Genomic DNA, 23992 nt, shown 5'->3' on the forward strand with positions numbered 1-23992 from the left:
TTTTAAAATAATTTTTGTTGTAACCACAATTTTTGAAAATTTGATTCACCATCATAATTTTTTGCTTGTAACGGAATGTTGAATTTGCGATCTCTAGGATCATTGCCCACTCCTGAAACATACATCCAATTGCCGTAATTGCTGTGCACATCGTAATCAATAAGCATTGCTTCAAAATATGCAGCACCGATGCGCCAATCTAAATATAAATTTTTCGCAAAAAAGGAAGCGACATTTTGTCTCCCTCTATTACTCATCCATCCGGTCTGCTGTAATTCAATCATATTAGCATTTACAAAAGGCTCCACAGTAGTGCCGTTAATCCAATTTTTTATGCTTGATTGATTGGTTTTCCAATCGTAATTTTTTTCTAAAATCCCTCCAATTTTGAAAATCGAATTGCCATTTTTGATCGAAATATATTTAAAATAATCTCTCCAAATTAATTCGAAAATCAACCAATAGGTCGAGTCATTTTTCTCGACTTTTTGCTCATATTTAACAATCTCCCAATAAATAGTTTTTGCCGAAATAGAACCATTAGACAGCCAGGGTGAAAATTTTGAACTAAAGTCGGCTCCAATTAATCCGTTACGGGTCAATTTATAAACACTTAGTTTTTTGGTTTCCCAAAAATAATTTTGCAATCGCTTAACCGCTTCTTTTTCACCACCACGAAAAGGAAACGCCGTTCGGGAATCCATTTCAAAATCAGTAAATCCCATTGTTTGGATTGTGGGTATTATAGTTTCGTTTGCTATTAAATTTTCTTTAAACAATGGTTTAACTGTAAATTCCGGTCTGATTTTTGTTAATTTTTCACACTGGTTTCTGAATTTTGTGAAAACATTTGGAATCAATTGGATAACATATGGAATATCTTCAGGATGAAATAAGAACTGATTGTAAGAAGCTTTGAACAATACTGAATCTGGAACTTTTAATTTTATATTTTCTAAAACTTCCATTTCCTCACTCGTCCATTCTTCTTGAAAGTAAACTGAATTAATTCCATTTTGAGCAATAATTTCCGGAATAGAACCTTCTGGTTTTTGATGATATACCAAAAGTGTAATATTTAATTTTTCCAGATTTTCTTTCAAAGTGGTTACAGATTCAATTAGGAACTTAGCTCGAAATTTCTCTGTCTTTTTAAAACCAAATTTTGTTTCTTCAAAATGTCTTGGATCAAAACAATACACCGCAATTACGGTCTCATTTTCATCGATAGCATTTGTCAAAGATTCATTATCGTTGACTCTTAAATCATTTCTAAACCAAACTAACCCTTTTTGTTTCTTTTGCATTTTTCGCTACAGTATTTAACTTCGTCCCAAACTTTTTCCCATTTTTTCCGCCAGTTAAAAGGTCGGTTACAAACCAAGCACATTTTTGAAGGCAGATTTCCCTTTTTCACTAGTTGTATTTTTGATATGCATTGACAACGATTGTCGCTTTCAAATCAAACATTAAATTATACAATCCAAAAAAAGTTCTGTTCATATAAATGAAATGTTTAGATCCTCGATTACCGTTCATTTTACGTAAATTGGTATCTTTTGAAAATCGTTCTCCTAATTTTGCTATGCTGTCAAAAAACGTTTCATCTGAAAAATCGAACGTTTCCCCTTGAAAAGGTTTAGTAAACAAGGACAACAAATCATGGAACATTTCGGTAAAATAAACCACTTCTTCGTTTGAATCATCTTTTCGAAGAATTTCTAATTCAAATAATTTGGTATTAAATATTTTGGGTTTATTAATTACTTTTTTGTCAATCAATTCAAAATAAGGTGTGTAAAAATCATTTGGAATTTGCTTCATACAGCCAAAATCCAATGCTACCAATTCCTCTTTTTTATTGACCAAAAAATTGCCGGGATGTGGATCAGCATGTACTTTTTTCAAAATATGAATCTGATACATATAAAAATCCCATAACGCTTGACCAATTTTATTCGCTGTCTCTTGATTGGTATTGTTTTTTGTGAATTCTGAAAGATGAATCCCCGTCATCCAATCCATTGTGATAATCTTATCGGAGGAATACTCCGGATAATATTCTGGAAAAACTAAATTTTGTATTTTTTTGCAAGCTTGAACGACTTCTTGGCTTTGCTCCAATTCCAATAGATAATTGGTTTCCTCGATTAGTTTATCTTCTACTTCTTTGAAATATTTATCAGAATCTTTCCCTTGCAGATTAAACATTCTAATCGCGATAGGCTTTACCAAGGATAAATCAGAAGAAATACTATTGGCTACTCCGGGATACTGAATTTTTACAGCTAGCTTTTTACCATCTTTCACAGCCATATGAACTTGGCCAATGCTAGCCGCATTTACAGAATTAGCATTGAATTCATCAAAAATTTCATAAGGTGTTTTTCCAAAATTGGTTTTAAATGTTTTTAGAACTAATGGAGCAGAAAGGGGAGGAACTGAAAACTGTGATAATGAAAATTTATCTACATAAGCCTGAGGTAAAAAGCTTTTGTCCATACTGAGCATTTGGGCTACTTTTAGGGCACTTCCTTTTAGGCTTTTTAATCCGTCATAGATGTCTTCTGCATTATTTTCGTTGAGTTTATCTCTGGTCAAATCAGAATTAACTATTTTTTCGCTATAATATTTGAGGTAGTTAACACCAACTTTCGCACCTGTTTGTACTAGTTTTGTTGCTCTTTCAATTTTTGATGTTGGTATATAATCTATAGTTTTCATTACTTGTTGTATATTTTTTCTTTGAAAATAAATTTTCCAAAATCGATTAAACTTTCCAAGGGCGCTATATTCATTAATTCAAACGTTGCTTTCACAGATTTTTCGATGTAAATATCCGTTTTTTCAAAGGATGGGGAAGAATCGTCTAACCAAAATTTAAGAGTCAGTAAAAGTTGAATCCATGAAGTTTCCTGAATTGCTTTTTCCTGGAAATTTTGAAACTTTTCTAGTTGAACTCTGTAATCATCAGATATGATTTCACGGATATATTTTTTATAACTGCTTCTAAGGCCCGATAACTCCGTTAATTTCTTTAATTGATTGTTGTTTTGTTTCAAAATCATAACCACGTAGCTTCTGTTAGCGGTTAGTATTTCGAAAAAAGTAAAGTAAAAACTGAGCATTTTACTTTTCATATCGTAGTTCTCGTAATCAGGATTTTTATTTAGTAATTCTACCGTTTTGTCTAAAAACATTTTGAATATTTCTTTCTCTATACTTTCGATAGTTCCAAAAAAAGAATAAAATTCTGTTTCACTGAAGTTGTTTAATTTCGTGAAATTATAAACTGATTTTGGTTTTTCACTGTTTTCAAGTACATAATCCATGTACATAGAAACTATTTTGTCTTTTGTTACTATTGATTTTTTAGTAGCCATTTTTTTTGAATTTGTAATTAGAGTATAAAGATACAAAATGTTTAACTATATAATTATAATGTTAAACAAAATTTAATATATATTTTAGATTCCATATAAATGACTAGCTTTACAGTATGATAAAAAAAAATGTATTAATAAGCGGTGGTTCTGGGTTTATAGGTAAACATTTAACTGATTTACTTATTCAAAAGGGATATAGTGTTTCTATTTTAAGCAGAAGCGAAAAACAAAATACAGAAGAAATTTCTTATTACAAATGGGATGTTGCCAATCAATTTATAGAAGAGGATGCTGTTCTTAAAGCAGATTATATAGTACATCTGGCAGGGGAGAATATTGCGGAGAAAAGATGGACTAAAAAAAGGAAAAGTGAAATTATTGACAGTCGAGAACAATCTACACAACTCATCTATTCCGTTCTTAAGAAAAACAACAAAGTCCTCGAAGCTTTTGTATCTGCATCTGCGATTGGGATTTACGGAGCAATAAACGGAAAGGAAATTTGTACGGAAGAAACGCCCCATGCTAATGATTTTCTTGGTTTTACCTGTTATAAATGGGAAGAATCTATCGATTTTATTGAATACCTGCGCATCCGGACCGTAAAAATCCGTACTGGTTTAGTATTGGGTAAAGAGGATGGTTTTCTAAAAAAATTGTTACCTGTTTTTAAGTGTAGATTGGGCGCTGCTTTAGGCTCAGGACAGCAATATATGCCTTGGATACATGTGGATGACTTATGCAACATGTATTATCATGCTATTGTTACTCCAACTATGGTAGGACCTTATAATGCAGCTATCAATGATAATACGAATAATTTAATTTTCTCTAAAACCCTTGCAAAAGTTCTTGGATATTCGATTTGGTTACCTAATGTTCCTGCTTTTTTATTAAGATTAGCAATGGGAGAGATGGCAAAAATTGTTTTGACAGGAAAAAGAGTTTCATCGGATAAAATCGAAAATACAGGCTTTCACTTTAAATTCAAAAATTTGGAAGAAGCACTTAAGGATTGTTTAGCAAAATAGAATTATTGTAAAACACAAGCGATTTGAGTGTTCACATTTTTCGCTATTTTGCTGCGGACTATATAAGGAATTTTAATTCCGAAATCGTCTGTGTTTAATGGAAAATTAGAAATGAATTCAATTCCTTCGCCTAGTTTTTTGATGGTTCCGTAAATCATAATTTTTTTTGATTTACCATGAATGGTAATATTTCCTTTTATCAAATATTCTTTTTGGTTTGAATCAATATTTTTTAAGTCAAATTTTTCAATGATGCCTTTGAAAATAGCTTTAGGATAGCGATCACTTTCTAAATAATTTTTATTGAAGTGCTCTTGCATCAAACTTCTTTCGAATAGAAATTTTTTGATGTAAACCAAACAAGTAATTTCTCCTGTCTTTATAACCAAAACACAGATAGTTTTTTCATTTGTAGCTTTTACTTCTTCAAAAAATGGTACCGATGCTTCGAAATTTATAATTCCTTTGTCTGTGATCATTTTTTCTTGTGCAGACGTCGTATAGCTAACAAAAATCAGAAAAAGCAGTGTAATTTTTTTCATAATCCTATATGAATTAAACTACCTAAATTTACGAAAAAACGAATTAAAAAGGCGCCAAATTTATAGAAATTCTTGATTTTTTTTAAATAAAAGACGTTAGATTACCTCTATTAATTCTTTTTTAATTCCAACAAAACATTATATTTTTCTAAACTAGCCAAGCTTTTTTCAGAGCTATAATCAAATATTTCTTCATGGTAATCTTTTTCTTTTTTTAAAGCTATTTGCTTTAAGCAATTATGAAAACGGCGTACTTCATTTAAGTTAGAGAGGAGCAAACCGGGAACGGGAACAATTTTGCCGTCCTTGTCTTTGGCAACCATAGTAAAATAGGAGGAATTGCAATGTTTTATTTTTCCTGTTTGAATATTTTCGGCCTCGACCCGAATGCCTATAATCATAGAACTATTACCAACATAATTCACACAGGCTTTCAACGTAACCAGTTCGCCAACGTCGATTGGTTTAAGGAAATTTACTGTATCAACAGATGCTGTCACACAATAATTCCCTGAAAATTTTGAAGCACAAGCAAATGCAATTTGATCTAAAAGAGATAAAATATAACCACCATGAATCTTTCCGCTAAAATTGGTATGAGACGGAAGCATCAATTCTGAAATACTGATGTTTGACGAAGCGACAGTTTTAAAAGTAGTGTTCACGGAAATTATTTTTGGTTAAAAGGGGAAATTTCTTTTTGAACGGATGTAACAAAATATCTCGTTTCTCCCCACCAAGCAAATGTTCTGTATCTTTCTACGTAAGTTAATTTCACATAATTTCCTTGTAACCCATTCAAATCTTCAATCACTTTTTTATCACTGTCCAAAACAGAAAAACTGAAAATCTGAGCTCCAGAAATTCCCTGACTCAATTCGCCTTCCCATGTTTTTATGGCCATTCCTTTATGACTTAATTTTATAAGTTCACCGGAGCGAATCCCTTCACTGTAAGGAATGTAATAGAGAAATGCAAAATAGCAAATCAAGACCAGCGTGCCAATTCCTAAAATAATTCCTAAAATTCGTTTCATTCTATTTAGTTTAATAATTGATTTTCGTCTTTTTCAGCTCTGTTCAATATGCTTTCCGGAAGTGCTTTTTTCGCTTTAGCTCCCATTTTTTTCAATTTCTCGACACTCACGATTAAGTTTCCTTTTCCTTCCACCAGTTTGTTCATGGCGCCGCTATACTCAATTTTGCTTTCGTCTATCTTCTTTCCAATTTTGATTAAATCAGCTACAAAACCTTCAAATTTGTCATACAATGCACCAGCCTGACGTGCAATTTCGAGTGCATTTTCCTGTTGCTTTTGGTTGGTCCACATGCTGTCAATTGTTCGCAAAGTAGCTAGTAATGTGGCAGGTGTAACAATGACAATGTTTTTCTCGAATGCCTTATTATATAAACTGGTATCCTCGTTCAGCGCCATAGCAAAAGCAGGCTCTATTGGAATAAATAGCAATACGAAATCAGGGCTTTCTATTTGATATAAATCCTGATAATTTTTATTGCCTAATTGTTCTACGTGGCGTTTGATGGAGTTAACGTGTTCTTTTAAAAATCCAACTTTTACATCGTCATCTTCTTCATTGATGTATTTTTCATAAGCGGTCAAAGAAACTTTAGAATCGACAATCATCTTTTTGCCGTCAGGCAGATTTATCACAACGTCAGGGAAAACGCGATTTCCATCTTCAGTAACGAACGCTTGCTGCACTTCGTATTCGCGGCCTTTCTCTAATCCTGATTTTTCAAGAACGCGTTCCAAAACTAATTCGCCCCAATTTCCCTGCATTTTGCTGTCGCCTTTCAAAGCTTTCGTCAGGTTAAGGGTTTCCTTGCTCATTTGGATATTCATTTCTCTTAAGCCCAGAATTTGTTGGCGTAAAGCCGCATGATAATCAATGCTTTCTTTGTGGGTGTCTTCGACTTTCTTTTCGAACAAATGAATTTTATCCTGCAAAGGCGTCAAGATGTTTTTCATGTTCTGATTATTTTGTTCCGTAAATTTATTGGATTTTTCTTCTAATATTTTGTTAGCGAGATTCTCAAATTCCTTGGTGAATTTTTCTTGCAGTTTCTCGACTTCTTCTTTTTGCTCTTTGTTGCGTTCCCAAAGATTCTCAAAATCAACTTCTTTCTTAGAGAACTGAATCGCTAAACTGTCTTTTTCACTTCGAATGCTTTCTTTTTCAGCATTGGCGTTTTCTAATTGTTTTTCAAAAGTTGTTTTGTCAACAATAATCTGCTCTTTCAGTTGATTGAATTGCGAGGAAAATGCAATTAATTTTTCTTCTAAACTAATTTTTTCCGATTGGAATCGGGCGGAGAAAATGAGTTTACCAATGAAAATACCAGTGGCGAGAGCAATAATAAAAATCAATAAAAACGGAAACATATTTGACATAGACGTATTTTTGTTTGAAAGGTAAAAGTAAGCAAAAGTTTCCTTTTTTTGTTTCGGAAATAAAAATACTATATCAAGTTTTTGTATTTATAGATTTGGTCTTTTTAGGTAATTAAGTGCTTTTTTATTTTCTGCTTTGTTGGTTTAAGATTATGAAAAGCCAATAAGAATTTAAATCCTTATTGGCTTTTCATAAACAAAATAAATGCTTATTCATCCAGTTTTATGTTTCCTCTGTCTTCATGATTATCAGGGTGTGAATTTGGATAACGGTGTGCTGTAATATCAGAGTTATGATCTTCGTTTTCAATGGTTCTCATCACTTCTTTTTCAGTAGAAACACCTCGACTTAAACTCTCATTTTCGTTCCAACTTCTCTCTTCCTTGTCCGGGATAGAAGCAATAGATCCATCTACATTACGTGCTCTTTGAACAATTTTTTGATCTCCGTTAGCATCAGTTTCCACTTCTTCTTTAAGTATTGATGCTGCAGGATTATAATCTTCAGGTAAGTTTTCACCACTGAAGCCTTCATTCGTATTTTGTTTGTTATTTGTCTTTTTTGAACCTAAATCGTTGCTTTCCATAATCTTTAGTTTTAATGTTAATACTCTTAACTTATATAATGTTACGCTATTTATTTCTAGTAATTGAATCATTTAACATAGCTTTTGGTTTACACCAATAAATGTATGGCGTGACTATTTTAAATCTAGCGAAAACAAAACTATCTTTGCACGCACAACTAATACACTAAAATGTCTCATTCTCATTTCATCATTCATAAGCCTTACGGGTATCTGAGTCAGTTTATTTATGAATTAAAAAGAAAAAAGAAACTGCTGGGCGAATTGCACGATTTCCCCAAAGGAACGATGGCAATAGGACGTCTTGACGAAGATTCCGAAGGATTGCTGCTGTTGACTACGGATGGTATGATGAGCGAAATCATTCGAAGTAAAAAAGTGGACAAGGAATATTATGTACAAGTCGATGGCATTATGCATCAGGAAGCGATTGAACAATTGCAAAAAGGAGTTGAAATAGGTTTCAATGGGACTAAATACATCACTAAACGGTGTAAAGCTTTTTTAATTGATGAAATTCCTGCTTTTGGAACTAGAGGAAAAAAAATTCGTGATGAACGTCACGGTCCTACTTCTTGGGCTTCGATAACGGTGAATGAAGGGAAGTTTCGTCAAGTTCGTAAAATGACTGCCGCTGTTGGTTTTCCAACGTTACGATTAGTTCGTGTTCGAATAGGAAACCTACATCTCAATAATTTACAGGCAGGAGAGGTTTTGGAAGTAGTAGATTTTCAAATAGAAATTTAAAGAATTTGATCTGAATTTTCAACCTTTTAATTTTTTAATCTTTTAATAAAGTATAATATGTTAAACATCGTTTTAGTAGAACCTGAAATCCCAAATAATACCGGGAATATTGGCCGATTGTGCGTGGGTACCGAAAGCCGTTTGCACTTAATTCATCCTTTTGGATTTGTTATTAATGATAAAAACTTAAAACGTTCCGGCTTGGATTATTGGGTGCATCTTGATGTTACTGAATATCAAAATGTAGCCGAATGGAAAGCACAGATTCCTGATTTGTCCCGAGTTTTCCTGATGAGTTCCCATTCCGAAAAATCGTATTTAGAGAATGATTTTCAGAATGGTGACTGGTTGGTTTTTGGGAAAGAAAGTAAGGGTTTAAGCGAAACTGTTTTAAACGAATTCCCAAATCATTTGACAATTCCTATGTCACCATTAATCCGAAGTTTTAATATCGCAAATTCTGTTGCGTTTGTCATTGGTGAAGCAAAGCGGCAAATGGCTGTTAAATTGTAAATTACGAATTTATAATTGTAAAAAGCAAGGCAATTTTTTGGATGGAATTTCATCTATTTGAGTAGATTATTCTTGATTGAATTGTGTTTTTCCTTCTTTAACACGTACTTTTTATGATTGATAAAATTACTCTTAGAAGTACCATTTTCAAACATTTGGATGGTTTGGTTACCGCCCCGGTTGCGTATGTTTTGCATGAAAAAGGAGTATTATCCCATATTCTTGACAAAAAAGAAGTCACACTTACGGAACTTACAAAACATTTCAAAGCCAACGAAGGTTATCTCAATGTGGGTTTACGCGTTTTGTGTTCGCAAGGATTCTTGAATTACCATATTGATCACATTGCAGACCAAATCAAATTTAGCATAAACGATAAAAGCGCCATTGCATTTTCGATGTTCTATTTGTATGAAGATGTGGTGGATTTACTGCATTTCACGATGCAATTTCGCACGCGATTATCATATGATATTCCATTTGTCAGATTGGGTTTAATTTTCGATTTATATGCAACTAATTATGGAATTTCGTTTTCGAGTGATAAACTGACCAATGAAATTCAGCATCAGATTTTAACGCATATTGAAGGTTGTTTGGTGGGACCAATATTGGTGCAATTGGGTATGAATGGCATGTTCCATAAATATTTTATGGAGATTTCTTTTCGTCCCGAAGAATTTCATAAATCTCCGGAAAATTTCAAAATTCTACTGGATTTTTTTGTTGATTTAGGCTGGTTTACCCAAAATAAAGGCAATTACCAATTTACTGAAAAGGGGTTGTTTTTTGCCAAAAGGGCTTCTGCTTATGGAGTGACAGTCTCTTATTTACCCACTTTTAGTAAAATAGAGCAGTTGATTTTTGGGAATCCAAATATACTGCGAATGGTGGCCGAAGGGGAAGATGAAATTCATGTCGATAGAGAAATGAATGTTTGGGGAAGCGGAGGTGCACACGATACTTATTTTAAAGTCGTAGATGAGATTATCATTAAATTATTCAATTTACCAATATAAGACCAGCCGAAAGGAATTCTCGATATGGGTTGCGGTAATGGAGCATTTATTGAACATATTTATACTGTAATCGAAAGACAAACACTGCGCGGAAAAATGCTGGATGATTATCCTTTATTCCTTGTTGGTGCCGATTACAATCAGGCAGCATTGAAAGTGACCCGAGCCAATTTAATCAAAGCCGATATTTGGGCCAAAATAATTTGGGGCGATATTGGGCAGCCCGATTTGTTAGCCAATGACTTATTGGAAAATTATAACATTGATTTGAAAGATTTGCTGAATGTAAGAACCTTCTTGGATCATAACCGAATTTGGGAAATGCCAAAAGAGATCACCAAAAACAGAGTAAGCCATTCAATAGGAGCATTTGCACATAGAGGAGAGCGTATCAGTAATAGTGTAGTCGAAGATAATTTATTGGAACATTTGATTAAATGGTCGCCTTACGTTCAGAAATTCGGATTATTAATGATTGAATTGCATACGATTGCTCCAAATTTGACTGCTGCTAATTTAGGTAAAACGGCCGCTACGGCTTATGATGCCACGCATGGTTTCTCAGATCAATATATAGTTGAAATTCCCGTTTTGCATAAAATCGCTGCTGAAGCAGGATTGTATCCTGATGCTAATTTTTTCAGGAGATTTCCTGATTCTAATATAGCAACGGTAAGTATAAATTTATTGAAAGGGGTTTGATGTGCCTAGGTGGAAAAAAAATGGTTTCTTCAAACAAGCAGACTAATTAAACAATCATAAACTTCCCTTTTTCAGCATCAAAAACAATGTGTTCATCTTTAAATAGGGTATTGAAACTTCCTTTTGCAATAAAAGTACAAGGTTCGTCTTGCAACACGGTTTCCGGTGTCATAATAATCATTTCGTCACTCAATTGTATCGCCATATCAATATCATGAGTAGAAAATAAAATGCATTTACCAGTTTCATGAGTAAGCTTTTTCAAAAGTTTGAATAAGGCCACCTTATGTAATAAATCCAGATGGGTCGTAGGTTCGTCTAAGATTATTAAAGGAGTATCCTGTGCTAAAGCGCGGGCTACTAAAACTTTTTGCAACTGTCCATCACTGATTTCGTAATGTTTTTCAGCAGCTAAGTGACTGATTTGTGTGAGTTCCATTGCTTCAAGAACTTTGGCGACATCAAGATCAGATAAAGTCCCCATCCAGTTGGTGTAAGGTTGTCTGCCTAAAGCAATGAGTTCAAAAACGGTTAAATTACTGGGGGGTAATTTTTCTGTTAAAACAATACTTAAGTTTTGGGCTAAGTCTAAAGGTTCATAAGAAGTAATTTTTCTTTCATTTAAAAAAACAGCACCGAAAAGCGGTTTCTGGATTCCCGTTATCGTTTTTAAAAGGGTTGATTTCCCAATACCATTGGCACCAATTAAAGCAATCAGTTTTCCTTTTTTTAAAGAAATCGAGATATTCGAAGCCACTACGATTTTCTCTTTTTTATGAGAATAACCAATGCTAATTTGAGACGCTTGTAAGATGATTTCGTTTTCCATTAGGCAATCATTTTTCGTTTACTAACCAATAACCAGATGACCACAGGAGCACCAATTATTGAAGTTACCGCATTGATGGGCAAAGTGATTTCCAATCCTGGCAATTCTGAAATTACATCACAAAAAAGCATAATCGAGGCTCCTAAAAGTAACGTACTCCAATACAAAACAGAATGATTACTAGTTTGAAATACTAATTTTGCTATATGAGGAACTGCTAGTCCTATAAAGGCAATTGGACCTGCATACGCTGTGATACTTCCTGCTAAAATGCTTGTTGCAAAAATAATAATTAATCGTGTTTTTTTGAAATTCAAACCTAAACTTCGAGCGTAATTTTCACCCAATAACAATGCATTAAGTGGCTTTATGCTAAACAGACTTAGTAATAAGCCAATGCCAACACAAATGGTTAGAATTACTACAGAAGACCATGACAAGTTGCCTAAATTTCCCATGGACCAAAACGTGAATTTCTGCAATTGTTCAGCCGAACTAAAATACGTAAGAACGCCTACTATTGCACTGGTAAAACTACCAAACATTAGTCCTACAATTAAAATGGCCATCGTATCGCGAAGTCTTTGGGAAACCATCAAAACGGCAAGTAATACAACGGAGCTTCCAATAGTTGAGGCTAGAACCACGCCATAAGAAGATAACAAAATGGTACTCAAAAAAGGAGGAAGTAAGCCAGCTCCTAATATTACAAAAGCAACACCTAAACTGGCACCTGAACTCAGTCCTAAAACGTAAGGCCCTGCCAATGGATTTCGAAACAAAGTTTGCATTAGTAAACCACTTATGGATAACCCCATTCCGACAAGAATTGCTGTAATAGCTTTGGGTAACCGATAATTGATTATGATGTATTCCCAAGTAGACTTACTCGCTTGACCACCAGTCAAACTAGTAAAAATTTCTCTAAAAGGTATCGTTATAGAGCCAAAACTAATGTTTGTAAAAAACAAAAGTACAAGCCCAAAAGTAAGCAAGAAAAATAAAATAATATTTCGTTTTTGATTGTTCAATTTAATTTAATTTTTGAGCAAAAGTAAACGTATAAGTTGGAAGCAATTCAGGATGAAAGATTTTGATGTAATCTTTTAACACTAAATCCGGTCGGCTTGGAGCTAATTCATAGTAAATGGTTCCTCCCGTTGAACCCAATTTACTTTCAAAAGTAAAGACATTTTTAGATTTTGAAGCGTCAAACTGACTATAATGCGGATTGCTATTTTCGAATTCAGCACTACTTTTAAACGAACCTGTTGCAATCCAATATTGCGCTTTTTTCGCTTTCTCTAATACCTTTTCGAAAGGTACACTAAGACTTCCCGTTCCTCCAACATTTGCCCACAAATAATTTGCTTTAGCGTCTTTCATAAATTGGGCTACCCAGCTATTTCCTCGCGCTACATACCATGTGTCTTGATACATAGATCCGTAAAGAACTGTAGCTGTTGGTTTTTTGGTTGCAACCAATTGTTTTGCGTCATTGTAATTTTTAACGATTTCATCAAAAAGCGTTTTGGCTTCTTTTTGTTTTTTAAACAAAGCACCGTAAAGCTTAATCCATTCTGCTTTTCCCAGTGGTGTTTGTTCCATCCAGTCGGCTTGAATGAGTACACTAAGACCACTTTTTTGTAAATTGTCAATCATTGGATTGTTGTTGTCAATTCCAAAGGTTACGATTAAATTAGGCGCCAATTCAATGAGCTGCTCCACGTTTAATTTTTCGTTTTGTCCTATGTTTTTAACAGCGCCTGCGTCAATAAGTTTTCTTGTTTTTTCAGAAGAAACATAATCAGTATTAGGGAAACCCACTAGTGATTTTTCAACTCCCAGCATTTCCAAAAAAGGAAGATTGGTCGTTGAGGTAACGACGATCGATTCTAAAGGCACTGAAATTGTGGTGTATTTTTGTAGACTATCAGGAATGCTGCCGTTTTTTTCTTTTAATATGTACGTGAAGTTTTTATTGGCTTTAGGCCAAGGATTTGAAACCGTGACTACTGAATATCCTTCGTAGGTATTAATAGAAAGTCCCAAGGCATATTCGATTGTGTTTTTTGAAGTTGTACTTTCTTTTACGTTCCGGTTTTCGCTTTTTTTACATCCAACAAAAGTTGAAAATGAGAAAACAAAAAGGATTAATTTAAAGGTGAATTTCATGGTTTAATTTTGCGATGGCCACAAAGGTATACCAAATTTATAAAATTTCTTGTTTATTTTTAGCAGTAAAAAATTGAACAAATACTATCTTTACGAAATGAATAGCATTAAAGTCAAAAACTGTTCTACTTGCGGAACTCTTTTTAATTGTGGGGACATATCTGAAGGAAGTAAATGCTGGTGCAACAATTTTCCGCCTATTTTTACACCGTCAGAAGTGGTGGATTGTTTGTGTTCCAATTGTTTTACAACTGCTTGCTCCACTAAAATTGACAAATATGTTGCAACACTCGTTTCTCAAACTGCAACGGATAATAAAGCCAAAGATTTACCCAAAACAACTGATCTTATAGAAGGAATCGACTATTATTTAGAAAATGGAAATTATGTTTTCAAGGCTTGGTTTCATCTAAAAAGAGGTCATTGTTGTGGCAATGGATGTCGACATTGTCCGTATAAATAATTATTAATTATAGATTATAAATTATAAATGAATGAAAGATAATATTGTTAAAACCAAGAGTTTTGATTTGAAAAAGAATATGAAAATATAAATAGCGATGCAAAATCAATATTAAAATGTTATTACATTTTACAATTAATAATTTACAATTAGCATGATATATTTAATAACTGGGGGTGAACGCTCCGGTAAAAGCGGTTATGCCGAAAATTTAGCACAAGGATTGTCGGATAAACCAATGTATGTTGCTACAGCCCGAAAATGGGATAATAATTTCCAAGAGAGAATCGATCGCCATCAAAAAGATCGGGACGAACGATGGATTAATATCGAAAAAGAAAAACACTTAAGCGAAATTGATTTTTCGGGAAAAGTAGCGGTCGTTGATTGCGTTACGCTTTGGTTAACGAACTTTTTTGTAGATACCAAAAATGATGTTTCCTTGTGTTTAGAGCAAGCTAAAACCGAATTTGATGCCATTGCCAATCAAGAAAATGCAACTATTATTATTGTAACAAATGAAATAGGTATGGGCGTTCATGCCGAAACGCACATTGGCAGAAAATTCACCGAACTTCAAGGTTGGATGAATCAATACATTGCTAAAAATGCCGATACCGTTGTGCTAATGGTTTCTGGAATTCCCGTAACGATAAAAGAGAAAAAATGAATTTTGTAACTTCTTGGAGCGGTGGAAAAGACAGTTGTTATGCTGGGATTCAAGCAATTCAGCAAGGATTTAATACGCTCTCTTATTGTTTTAAATTGCCATTGCCATTGACTTTTAACATTGAAATTAAAAAATATTGAATTTAAAAAGATGACTTATTTAGATGAAATTTTAAAATCCCGTCGCGACACCCGTCATTTTACGGATGTTCAAGTGCCGGATGCTGTTCTTGAAAAAGCACTGCAAGCGGGGCATTGGGCGCCTTCTGTGGGTTTAACTGATGCTACAAAATACTATTTGATTAGGTCGGCTAAAATAAAGAAAACCATTAAAAATTTGTTTTTAGATTATGATGAAAAAGCAGTTGCGCTCACTGATAATGAACAACAAAAACTTGCATACAAAGCTCTTAAGCTGGAAGCTATTGAAGAAGCGCCATTGGGATTAGTGATTTGTTATGATCGTTCCGTTTTGAATAATTTTACGATTGGAACCGTTGGGAGTAATGAAGCGGTAAAGTTCAGTTCGGTTTGTGCGGCGCAAAATATTTGGCTATCCTTAACGGAACAAGGGTATTCCATGGGTTGGGTTTCTATATTGAATTACTATCAGTTCAAGCAATTATTGGGTTTGCCTGAAAACATGGAACCGTTGGGCTATTTCTGCGTGGGAAAACCAGCCACTGATTATAATAATCAACCCATGTTGCAACAATTGAATTGGAAACAAAAACAAAAAATTCCATTAATGGAGGAAATCACTGTTTTGCAAGAAAGTAGGGTGGAGAAAGTGTTTTTTAGTGCTAAAGAGGAAATGGATGCTGCTGCTTTCGCAAATGCGTTGCAACATAAGATCGACCAAAAAACCAAACCAACAAATTCATTAGGAATTTTAGAAGTGCTTGCCAAACAAATAGGAATGGTGTTTCAAACTTTAGAACCTAAAATTACAAAGCCTAATCTGGTTGTTTTTGCTGCGGATCACGGAATTGCAAATCATGGAGTAAGCGCCTATCCGCAAGACGTAACCAGACAGATGGTGAGTAACTTTTTGACAGGAGGAGCAGCAATCAATGTGTTTTGTAAACAAAATAAGATTGAATTAGCTATTGTGGATGCAGGTGTGAATTATGATTTCCCTATGAATACGGATTTGATTTCGGCTAAAATAGGGAAGGGAACGCATTCTTTTTTACAAGGACCAGCAATGAGTAAAACAGAAATTGAATTGTGTTTTATAAAAGGAAGCGAGATTGTTACCAATATTGCAAAGACGGGCAGCAATTGCATTGGTTTTGGCGAAATGGGCATTGGCAACACGGCTACGGCCTCGGTTTTAATGAGTATTATTTTAGAATTGCCAGTTGAAGATTGCGTGGGAAAAGGCACTGGTGTGAATGAGGAACAATTGATTCAAAAAATTAAAATCCTTAAAAAATGCCTTAATAATTATCAAGGTTCAGAGGATTTAGACAGCAAGTTAGCTTATTTCGGGGGATTCGAAATCATGCAAATGGTAGGTGGAATGCTTCAGGCAAAAGAAGCCAATATGTTGATTCTCGTAGATGGTTTTATCTGTAGTGTCGCTTTTTTAATAGCCTTTAAAAAGAATCCGTCGATTATTAAAAATGCTATTTTTTGCCATTCATCTGCGGAGCAAGGACACCAAAAAATATTAGACTACCTCGGAGTTCGCTCTTTATTGCAACTTGATTTGCGATTGGGCGAAGGCACGGGTTGCGCCATTGCGTTACCTATAATTGAGTCTGCTGTAGCGTTCTTGAATGAAATGGCCAGTTTTGAATCATCAGGGGTTAGTGGTCGATAAACGGTAGGTACATATTATTGTAGCGCCGTAATATTTTATCTTTTTACGACAAAATCAAAATAAAATCAACAAAATTTAATTCCAAAAATGAAAAAAGAACTTCATATATTTTTTACTGCTTTAATGTTTTACACTAGAATTCCATGTCCAAAAAATATCGATCACAATCCAGATTATTTAAATAAAGCGTCCCGTTATTTTCCATTAATTGGTTTGATTGTAGGAAGTATGGCTTTTGGAGTATATTGTGTTTTTAATTATTTAGTTGCTCCTGAAATTGCGGTTCTATTTTCGATGATTGCTTCCGTTTTAGTGACAGGAGCTTTTCATGAAGATGGTTTTGCTGATGTTTGCGATGGTTTTGGTGGCGGTTGGACTAAAGAAAAAATTTTAACAATTATGAAAGATAGCGCCATAGGTGCTTATGGAGCGATTGGTTTAGTGTTGTTGCTAGTGCTTAGATTTCAGGCGTTGACTCAATTAATTGATGTCTCAAACACTAAATTTTTAATTTTTAATTCACAATTCACAATTTTATTATTGTTTGTTTCAGCGCATTCCATCAGTCGATTAGCAGCGATTTCAATTGTTTTTACCCATCAATATTCTCGTGACGATGCTTCAAGTAAAAGCAAACCTATCGCACAAACCTATTCTTGGAAAGAAGTAGTGGGAGCTTTCTTTTTTGGGTTACTTCCATTAGTTATTTTATCTTATTTTCAGTGGCAAATGCTGTTGGTTTTAATCCCTGTTTTTCTGACTCGATTCTTTTTGGCGCGTTATTTTCAGAAATGGATTGACGGATATACCGGGGATTGTTTGGGAGCGACCCAACAGATTTGTGAAGTGGTTTTTTATATATCAGTGATTGCATTATGGAAGTTTATTTAGTACGGCATACGGAAACGGTTTGCGAAAAAGGAATTTGTTACGGACAGTCAGATGTAAATATCATGGAGCCTTATGATGGAGTTTTTCAGTCTGTTTTGAGTCAATTGCCCCAAGATGCAAGGCTGTATTCCAGCCCTTTACTTCGCTGCGTGCTTTTGGCAAATTATATCAAAGAAAATTCAGAAATTACCGATATAAATAAAGATTCTCGTTTAATGGAAATGAATTTTGGCGATTGGGAAATGAAAAATTGGGAGGTAATTCCTCCTGATGATTTTACACCTTGGATGACTGATTTTGTAAATGTTCGTGTACCCAATGGAGAATCATTTACGGATTTGCATGATCGAGTAATTGATTTTATAACTAATGAACTTCAAGTAGTCAATTCAAAACCAGTAATTATTGTGGCGCATGCAGGAATAATACGAAGTTTTTTATGTAAAATTTCGGATTTGCCTCTCAAAGACGCTTTTCAGAATAAAGTAGATTTTGGAGCTGTAATTAAAATTGAATTATAAAATCCGAAATTATTTAGGTTATTAACTTAATATAATTTTATCTTTGCCGCCGTATTGAGGTTGAGGTTTGTTTTTTCAAACCACATTAAAAGGGAAGAGAGTGATTGAAAATTAACAATTTTTGATTTTAGATTTAAAAATCCGATATCATTATTCAAAATTCAAAAATCTCACGCTGTACCCGCAACTGTAAGCTAACAAGCTTGTTGTTATCTACAAAACCACTGAGCTAGCTGAATTTATTTCAGTTTCTTGGGAAGGTAAACAACAAGACGCAAGCCAGGAGACCTGCCTATTACATCGAGTATCAAACTTTCGGGAAAAAAGGTTTGGGTATGGGTCATTCTGTGCTTTTCTCCCAATTTATTAAATTTTTACATTTTTAAAATGAACAAAAAATTCATTCGCTTTAGTGCGATTGCATTGTTATTTGCAATGAACACGTATGCACAAGATCAAGATCCAAAACAACTAGATGAGGTCGTTGTTTCCGATTCGAAATTTGCTTTGCCAAAAGAGAAATCAGGAAAAGTTATTGTGAAAATTACTGCTGAAGATTTGAAGAAAAAAGCAGGACAATCAGTAGCTTCGATTTTAAGTACCGTAGCCGGTGTTGAAATCAACGGAAACCAAAGCCGTAATGGTAAAGATTTGGGACTTTACATTCGTGGAGGAAGAAATCATCAGGTTTTAATTTTGATTGATGGCGTTCCGGTAACGGATGCTTCCGGTATTAGCTTATCGTATGATTTGAGATTACTTCCGGTGGAACAAATTGAAAGTATTGAGATTATGAAAGGCGCTTCGAGTACTTTATACGGCTCGGGAGCTGCGACTGGTGTAATTAATATTACATTAAAAAAAGCAGGTAAAAAAGCAATCGCTGGAAATGCATATCTGAATATTGGTACACAAACAGTTGCTAAAAACGCAAATTATAGTGTGCAAGATTACAATCAGGGCTTTGCGGTAAACGGTGGTTTTGAAAAAGTAAATTATTTTGCCTCGTTGAATAGTACGGAGACCACAGGAATTTCTGAAGCAAAACCATTAAATTCAAATACTAAATTTGAAAATGATGCTTTTTCAAGAGTTAATTCTTTAGTGAAAATTGGCTTTACGCCAAATAAGAAATTGTCATTTGATTTCTTCGCTAATTATGACCGAATGAAAAGCAATTTTGATGCAGGTTCATTTGCAGATGATCTTAAAAATTTTAGTTTATCAGAGCAATTCAGAGTTGGTTTTACTCCAAAGTATAAATACAACAAAGGAGAATTAGTGATCAATACCAGTGCAAATGTAATCAACCGTGACATCTTTAGCTATGGCTCTTTATTCTTGGCAAAGTCAAGAAGTGTTAATGTTGATGTCTTCAATAAATATGAAATTTCATCTCAGTTATTTGTGGTTACAGGGGCACAATTTCAGTTCCACGAAATGTCAAACAGTAGCGAGTATGATGCAATTACAACTGATATAGCAAAATTTAATATGATTGATCCGTATGCAACGGTGGTTTATAATTCAGACTTTGGATTAAACTTAAATGCAGGAGCTCGGTACAATATCCATAGTAAATACGGAAATAATTTTGTGTACAATATTAACCCTTCGTTCACTTTTTCTGAAAATTTAAAAGTATTAGCGTCCTATAGTACTGCTTTTATTACTCCAAGTTTGTACCAATTGTACTCTCCTTATGGTGATTTGAATTTGTCTCCAGAGAAAGATGCGACTGCGGAAGTTGGTTTTGAAGTAAGTGCAGTAAACAAGAAATTAGTTTTAAATGCTGTAGCTTTTCAAAGAGAAGAGGAAGATGCAATAGGATTTGATTTGATGACTTATAAATACTTTAATGTGGATGGGAAAAACAAAGCCAAAGGTCTTGAAACAATGATTTCTTATGCTTTTAATGATAAAGTAAAATTCAATGCCAATTATACTTTTACAGAATTAGAAAGACAATCGCGTATTCTAAATCCAAAACACAAAGTAAATGCTGCTGTGGATCTTCAAGCAACAGCGCGTCTAGCCTTTAATCTGGCGTATCAGTTTGTGTCAGACCGATATTTAGAATACACAACGTATCCTGCACCAACTTACGATCCCGTATTAAATTCAGAAATTTTGAAAGATTATCAAATAGTTAATGCTAATGTTCGTTATGATTTAATCAAAAACAGATTGAATGTTTTTGGTACAGTTGATAATATTTTAGATAAAGATTTTGTTGAAAGTCGCGGATATAGTACGAGAGGAAGAAATTTTAAATTAGGTTTGAATTTGGTATTCTAAAAAATAGATATTTAAGTTAGTTCTTAATTCTCGCTCCATCATTAGGAGCGGGTTTTTTGTTAAAATAAATTTAATCTTTTGCCAGAGACATTGTAAAAGAAAAAGGCTTTCATCACTGAAAGCCTTTTTTTGTGTATCAATTATTTTACTATTTCATTTCTGAAATGAATTCTGAGATTGATAGTGCTATTTTGTTTTGCTCCTGATCATCAATTAAATATTTTTTATCATTTTCATTGGTCAAATACCCAAGTTCCACAATTACTGCCGGGACCTCTGATTTTTTAAGAATATAAAAAGGACCAGTTTTTACATTGGATACTTTTAAATTTTTATTTGCTGCGAATTTGTTTATTAGTTTTCCTGCAATTTCACTTGACTTTTCAAAAAATTCAGTCTCTTTTGCCACATAAAACTCCAAGCCTGATGTTTTATTATTTAAACTGGTATTAACATGTAGGGACAAAACTAAATCTGGTTTAAGTTTGTTTATAAACGCAGTTCTATCGTTCAATGATAAAAAACTGTCTTCGTTTCTAGTGAAGTGAATTACCACATTACTATTTAAAGATTTTATTTTTTTAGTAACTTGTTCCACAATTTTCTTTTCAGTGATGGTATCTGAGGTCGCGCCAAAATCAGTTCCACCATGGCCAGCATCAATGACAATGTTTATTTTTTTTGGTTCCGAATGCTTTGGCTTTATAAATGCAAACGAAGCCATTACGGTCAAAGTCAAAACTAATTTGGTTGTGTTTTTCATTTTGTTTGGGTGTAAAATCCAGATTGTAAATGTAATAACTTACAAAATTGGATTTTAGTATGTTTTTCTTAAAGTTATTTCAATGCTTTCAAAAGCCCTTCCGGAGCTTTGTCAATATACATTTGATTTTGCAACCCATCTATTGATTTGGAATCGTTAAAATATTTGAAGTCTTTTTCAGGACTCAGTTTTAACATTTTTGCTGTTCCGGTAATTTTACCTATTGCGGTGCTTAGCAAAGGCTCCGTGGTATTACCAAGAACATTTAAATTAGCCAGGTTTTCTTTTAACTCATAAGTAGGAACTAATCCGCTGAAATAATCTCCAAAACCAACTGCATTTACAATTTTTAGAACAATTGGTTGCATCGCATAGCGATGGTTCGGGTTTCTATTGTCTTTACCAAAAGTAGGCGAGTCATATAATGTAACGGAACCAACATTTTTCCCAGTAGTCACATCGCCAATTTGAACAACCTCCATATATGGTTTCAATCCATTAATTACCAATTCACTTGCCGAAGCCGTACTTTTGGTGGTTAAAATGTAAATTTTAGACAAATTCAAACTATTGATTGGCATAGTTCCAATTTTATCTGTAAAGTTATTCTTTAATGCCTCTGGATTATTCGTTTCAAAATAACTGTTGATTTTGTTATTCCATTGTTGCTTCGCAAATATCTGACCAGTATATTGCCCCGTAATCATACTTGCTAAACGCGTAGCTGTTAGAACAGAACCTCCTGAATTATAACGTAAATCAAGTACGAAATCTGTTATGCCTTGCGTTTTTAGCGTGCCAAAAGCTTCGTTCAATTTGTTGTCATAATCAGCATAAAAACCGTTGTAGATTAAATACCCTATTTTGTGAGTGCCCGATGTGATTACGGTATTTAATAGAATTGGATTTTCTGATAGTATTGTTTTCGTCAAAGAAACCGTTTTTCCGTTTGGGGTAATGGTTCCATTATTATAATCCGCTAGATTTAGCGTGTAGCTTTCTGCTGCGAGCAAAGTTTGATAGTTACTGACGGTTAATTGAGTTCCATTTACTCCGTAAAAAATGGCTCCACGCTTAATGTCCTTTGTTGATGCATCAGAACCAGGGATAACATATCGAACCCAGCCAAATATTTCAGTAGTACTTCCGGATTTATATCGTAAACCGTAGTCAACTCCGTCATTTTTTGTTGTTCCTTGAAGTGCTCCCTCAAGTTCTAAATAATCACTTACAATCCAACTGAATCTATCGATGGACTTATCCACTCTTAAAGCATCAAATAAACTTTCAGGAGTAGAATAGCCTGACAAAAAAGTATTCAATTCTGCCTGAGAAGCAAAACGGTCGTCTGACAAATTAGGGACGTCAGCTTGCCATAAATAGTATTGATTTAGACCTTTCCAGATAAAATCTTTGATTTCCAGATCCATTGGCGCAGCAACATCGTCCATATCCTGACAGCCTTGGAAAGTAAAAAGGGATATAATCAATAAAAGCGTAAATTGGAATGTTTTTTTCATGTTATTAGTTTCAATATCTATTATAAACGTAAAAATAGTAACTTTAGTTTTTATTTTCTATTATTTGTAACAAAAAGAAATATGGATCGTCTTGATTGTATAACCTATTTAATAACTACTCTTTATGAACCAAAATGAGTTTGTGCAGCTAATCACTCCATTCAAAGACAAAGTCTTTCGGCTGTCAAAGCGATTGCTGACAAGCACGGAGGAAGCCGAAGATGCTACACAAGAAGTTTTGGTTAAGCTTTGGAATAAAAATGGAATTTTGCATGGGTTTAATAGTGTAGAAGCTTTTGCGATGATTCTGACAAAAAACTATTGTTTGGATCAATTAAAATCAAAAAGAGCGGGGAATCTAAAAATAGTCCACACTAATTTTACTGATAGAGAGCCATGCGTAGATGTAAAAATAGAAGACATTGATAGTTTGAATTGGGTGGAAAGAATAATTAATCAGTTACCCGAACAACAACGAGTACTAATTCACCTGCGGGATATAGAACAGTATGAATTTGCAGAAATCGCTAAAATAACAGAAATGAATCAAACGGCCATTCGCGTAGCGCTTTCAAGAGCAAGAAAAACGATAAGAGAAAGCATGACAAAAACACATAATTATGGAATTAAATAAAATAGAATTGTTAATAGAAAAATACTTTCAAGGGGAAACCAATATTGTAGAAGAAAATGAATTACGTACTTATTTTTCTTCATTAAATGTTGCGCAGCATTTAGAACAGTATAAGCCTTTCTTCGGTTATTTTTCTCTCGCAGCAGACCAAAAGTTTGCGCCAGAAATTCCACTACAGTCTATCCCGAAGTTTCGCGAAAAGGATAAAAAACGTAATTTAGCATGGTTATCTATAGCCGCTTCGGTCGTTGTTTTGATCGGAATAGGAACCTACATTTATTACAATTACGAGGATGCAAACGGGAAACAAGATTTAGGAACGTATGATGATCCTGAAGTTGCCTTCAGACAAACTCAAAAAGCATTAGCATTATTATCGAATCATGTAAATGTTGGCATAGAAAGTGTACATTATGTTAAGGAATACCAAAAATCAAAAGAATTAATTTTTAAACAATAAAA

26 protein-coding genes, 1 pseudogene and 1 riboswitch are annotated in these 23992 nt (G+C 33.9%); of the genes and pseudogenes, 13 read left to right on the top strand and 14 right to left on the bottom strand.

Annotation, left to right across the window (positions count from 1 at the left end; translation table 11 throughout):
- Nucleotides 1-2 precede the first annotated feature (2 nt).
- Genes C4S35_RS05025 through C4S35_RS05040 form a run of 4 tightly spaced genes read right to left on the bottom strand, consistent with a single transcriptional unit; the run spans nucleotide 3 to nucleotide 3383 of the window.
- Complete coding sequence (locus C4S35_RS05025; protein ID WP_103999134.1) at nucleotides 3-1307, bottom strand: DASH family cryptochrome; 1305 nt, start codon at nucleotides 1305-1307, stop codon at nucleotides 3-5.
- Complete coding sequence (locus C4S35_RS05030; RefSeq protein ID WP_103999135.1) at nucleotides 1283-1417, bottom strand: DUF2256 domain-containing protein; 135 nt, start codon at nucleotides 1415-1417, stop codon at nucleotides 1283-1285. The genes C4S35_RS05025 and C4S35_RS05030 overlap by 25 nt, the downstream gene beginning before the upstream one ends.
- Nucleotides 1417-2724, bottom strand: a complete 1308-nt coding sequence (locus C4S35_RS05035) for an ABC1 kinase family protein (protein WP_103999136.1) — start codon at nucleotides 2722-2724, stop codon at nucleotides 1417-1419. Before C4S35_RS05035 ends, C4S35_RS05030 begins: the two co-directional genes overlap by 1 nt.
- Nucleotides 2724-3383 carry a TetR family transcriptional regulator C-terminal domain-containing protein gene (locus C4S35_RS05040; protein ID WP_103999137.1) on the bottom strand — a complete coding sequence of 220 codons (660 nt, stop codon included), beginning with the start codon at nucleotides 3381-3383 and terminating at the stop codon, nucleotides 2724-2726. The genes C4S35_RS05035 and C4S35_RS05040 overlap by 1 nt, the downstream gene beginning before the upstream one ends.
- Before the next feature lie 116 nt (nucleotides 3384-3499).
- Between C4S35_RS05040 and C4S35_RS05045 the strand changes: the two genes are divergently transcribed.
- On the top strand, nucleotides 3500-4417 hold the full coding sequence (locus C4S35_RS05045) for a TIGR01777 family oxidoreductase (protein WP_244175196.1): 918 nt from the start codon (nucleotides 3500-3502) through the stop codon (nucleotides 4415-4417).
- A gap of 2 nt (nucleotides 4418-4419) precedes the next feature.
- On the opposite strand, the gene C4S35_RS05050 is transcribed toward C4S35_RS05045, so the two are convergent.
- The 5 genes from C4S35_RS05050 to C4S35_RS05070 form a co-directional block, all read right to left on the bottom strand.
- A complete protein-coding gene (locus C4S35_RS05050; protein WP_103999138.1) occupies nucleotides 4420-4959 on the bottom strand; it encodes a YceI family protein in 540 nt (179 codons plus the stop codon).
- Nucleotides 4960-5069: 110 nt separating this feature from the next.
- A complete protein-coding gene (locus C4S35_RS05055; protein ID WP_103999139.1) occupies nucleotides 5070-5624 on the bottom strand; it encodes an acyl-CoA thioesterase in 555 nt (184 codons plus the stop codon).
- Nucleotides 5625-5629: 5 nt separating this feature from the next.
- Entirely contained in the window at nucleotides 5630-5995 is a 366-nt protein-coding gene (locus C4S35_RS05060) for a 6-phosphogluconate dehydrogenase (RefSeq protein WP_103999140.1), read from the bottom strand.
- Nucleotides 5996-6000: 5 nt separating this feature from the next.
- Nucleotides 6001-7371, bottom strand: a complete 1371-nt coding sequence (locus C4S35_RS05065; RefSeq protein ID WP_103999141.1) for a DNA recombination protein RmuC — start codon at nucleotides 7369-7371, stop codon at nucleotides 6001-6003.
- 209 nt (nucleotides 7372-7580) lie between these two features.
- Complete coding sequence (locus C4S35_RS05070; RefSeq protein WP_244175197.1) at nucleotides 7581-8030, bottom strand: hypothetical protein; 450 nt, start codon at nucleotides 8028-8030, stop codon at nucleotides 7581-7583.
- 99 nt (nucleotides 8031-8129) lie between these two features.
- On the opposite strand from C4S35_RS05070, the gene C4S35_RS05075 reads away from it, so the two are divergent.
- From C4S35_RS05075 to C4S35_RS05085, 3 genes and pseudogenes are all read left to right on the top strand, one after another.
- Nucleotides 8130-8705 carry a pseudouridine synthase gene (locus tag C4S35_RS05075; protein WP_103999143.1) on the top strand — a complete coding sequence of 192 codons (576 nt, stop codon included), beginning with the start codon at nucleotides 8130-8132 and terminating at the stop codon, nucleotides 8703-8705.
- Between the two features lie 57 nt (nucleotides 8706-8762).
- The gene (locus tag C4S35_RS05080; protein ID WP_103999144.1) at nucleotides 8763-9218 is read left to right on the top strand and encodes a tRNA (cytidine(34)-2'-O)-methyltransferase; all 456 of its coding nucleotides are present in this window, start codon (nucleotides 8763-8765) and stop codon (nucleotides 9216-9218) included.
- Nucleotides 9219-9331: 113 nt separating this feature from the next.
- A pseudogene (locus C4S35_RS05085) lies at nucleotides 9332-10939 on the top strand (class I SAM-dependent methyltransferase).
- 46 nt (nucleotides 10940-10985) lie between these two features.
- On the opposite strand, the gene C4S35_RS05090 reads toward C4S35_RS05085, so the two are convergent.
- Genes C4S35_RS05090 through C4S35_RS05100 form a run of 3 tightly spaced genes read right to left on the bottom strand, consistent with a single transcriptional unit; the run spans nucleotide 10986 to nucleotide 13943 of the window.
- Nucleotides 10986-11768, bottom strand: a complete 783-nt coding sequence (locus tag C4S35_RS05090; protein WP_103999145.1) for an ABC transporter ATP-binding protein — start codon at nucleotides 11766-11768, stop codon at nucleotides 10986-10988.
- A complete protein-coding gene (locus tag C4S35_RS05095) occupies nucleotides 11768-12799 on the bottom strand; it encodes an iron ABC transporter permease (RefSeq protein ID WP_103999146.1) in 1032 nt (343 codons plus the stop codon). The genes C4S35_RS05090 and C4S35_RS05095 overlap by 1 nt, the downstream gene beginning before the upstream one ends.
- 1 nt (nucleotide 12800) lies before the next feature.
- Complete coding sequence (locus C4S35_RS05100; protein ID WP_103999147.1) at nucleotides 12801-13943, bottom strand: ABC transporter substrate-binding protein; 1143 nt, start codon at nucleotides 13941-13943, stop codon at nucleotides 12801-12803.
- Between the two features lie 97 nt (nucleotides 13944-14040).
- Between C4S35_RS05100 and C4S35_RS05105 the strand changes: the two genes are divergently transcribed.
- From C4S35_RS05105 to C4S35_RS05130, 7 genes are all read left to right on the top strand, one after another.
- Nucleotides 14041-14406, top strand: a complete 366-nt coding sequence (locus C4S35_RS05105; protein ID WP_103999148.1) for a C1orf53 family protein — start codon at nucleotides 14041-14043, stop codon at nucleotides 14404-14406.
- Between the two features lie 154 nt (nucleotides 14407-14560).
- Complete coding sequence (cobU, locus tag C4S35_RS05110; protein WP_103999149.1) at nucleotides 14561-15076, top strand: bifunctional adenosylcobinamide kinase/adenosylcobinamide-phosphate guanylyltransferase; 516 nt, start codon at nucleotides 14561-14563, stop codon at nucleotides 15074-15076.
- Complete coding sequence (locus C4S35_RS15580) at nucleotides 15073-15216, top strand: hypothetical protein (protein WP_159916653.1); 144 nt, start codon at nucleotides 15073-15075, stop codon at nucleotides 15214-15216. Before cobU ends, C4S35_RS15580 begins: the two co-directional genes overlap by 4 nt.
- Nucleotides 15217-15226: 10 nt before the next feature.
- Nucleotides 15227-16903: a nicotinate-nucleotide--dimethylbenzimidazole phosphoribosyltransferase gene (cobT, locus tag C4S35_RS05115; RefSeq protein WP_103999391.1), complete on the top strand. Its 1677-nt coding sequence runs from the start codon at nucleotides 15227-15229 to the stop codon at nucleotides 16901-16903.
- Between the two features lie 87 nt (nucleotides 16904-16990).
- Nucleotides 16991-17794, top strand: coding sequence for an adenosylcobinamide-GDP ribazoletransferase (locus C4S35_RS05120; protein ID WP_103999150.1), 804 nt, complete (start codon nucleotides 16991-16993; stop codon nucleotides 17792-17794).
- Complete coding sequence (cobC, locus tag C4S35_RS05125) at nucleotides 17779-18315, top strand: alpha-ribazole phosphatase (RefSeq protein WP_103999151.1); 537 nt, start codon at nucleotides 17779-17781, stop codon at nucleotides 18313-18315. The genes C4S35_RS05120 and cobC overlap by 16 nt, the downstream gene beginning before the upstream one ends.
- Before the next feature lie 46 nt (nucleotides 18316-18361).
- Nucleotides 18362-18626: riboswitch (cobalamin riboswitch) on the top strand.
- A gap of 76 nt (nucleotides 18627-18702) precedes the next feature.
- Complete coding sequence (locus C4S35_RS05130; RefSeq protein WP_103999152.1) at nucleotides 18703-20613, top strand: TonB-dependent receptor plug domain-containing protein; 1911 nt, start codon at nucleotides 18703-18705, stop codon at nucleotides 20611-20613.
- A gap of 148 nt (nucleotides 20614-20761) precedes the next feature.
- On the opposite strand, the gene C4S35_RS05135 is transcribed toward C4S35_RS05130, so the two are convergent.
- Together C4S35_RS05135 and C4S35_RS05140 are read right to left on the bottom strand one after the other, a co-directional pair.
- On the bottom strand, nucleotides 20762-21376 hold the full coding sequence (locus C4S35_RS05135; RefSeq protein WP_103999153.1) for an N-acetylmuramoyl-L-alanine amidase family protein: 615 nt from the start codon (nucleotides 21374-21376) through the stop codon (nucleotides 20762-20764).
- Nucleotides 21377-21450: 74 nt separating this feature from the next.
- On the bottom strand, nucleotides 21451-22896 hold the full coding sequence (locus C4S35_RS05140) for a S41 family peptidase (protein WP_103999154.1): 1446 nt from the start codon (nucleotides 22894-22896) through the stop codon (nucleotides 21451-21453).
- Nucleotides 22897-23020: 124 nt separating this feature from the next.
- On the opposite strand from C4S35_RS05140, the gene C4S35_RS05145 reads away from it, so the two are divergent.
- On the top strand, nucleotides 23021-23530 hold the full coding sequence (locus C4S35_RS05145) for an RNA polymerase sigma factor (protein WP_103999155.1): 510 nt from the start codon (nucleotides 23021-23023) through the stop codon (nucleotides 23528-23530).
- Entirely contained in the window at nucleotides 23517-23990 is a 474-nt protein-coding gene (locus C4S35_RS05150; RefSeq protein ID WP_103999156.1) for a hypothetical protein, read from the top strand. Before C4S35_RS05145 ends, C4S35_RS05150 begins: the two co-directional genes overlap by 14 nt.
- Nucleotides 23991-23992 lie beyond the last annotated feature (2 nt).

This window comes from Flavobacterium urumqiense (genome assembly GCF_900108015.1).
GTDB classification, from domain to species: domain Bacteria; phylum Bacteroidota; class Bacteroidia; order Flavobacteriales; family Flavobacteriaceae; genus Flavobacterium; species Flavobacterium urumqiense.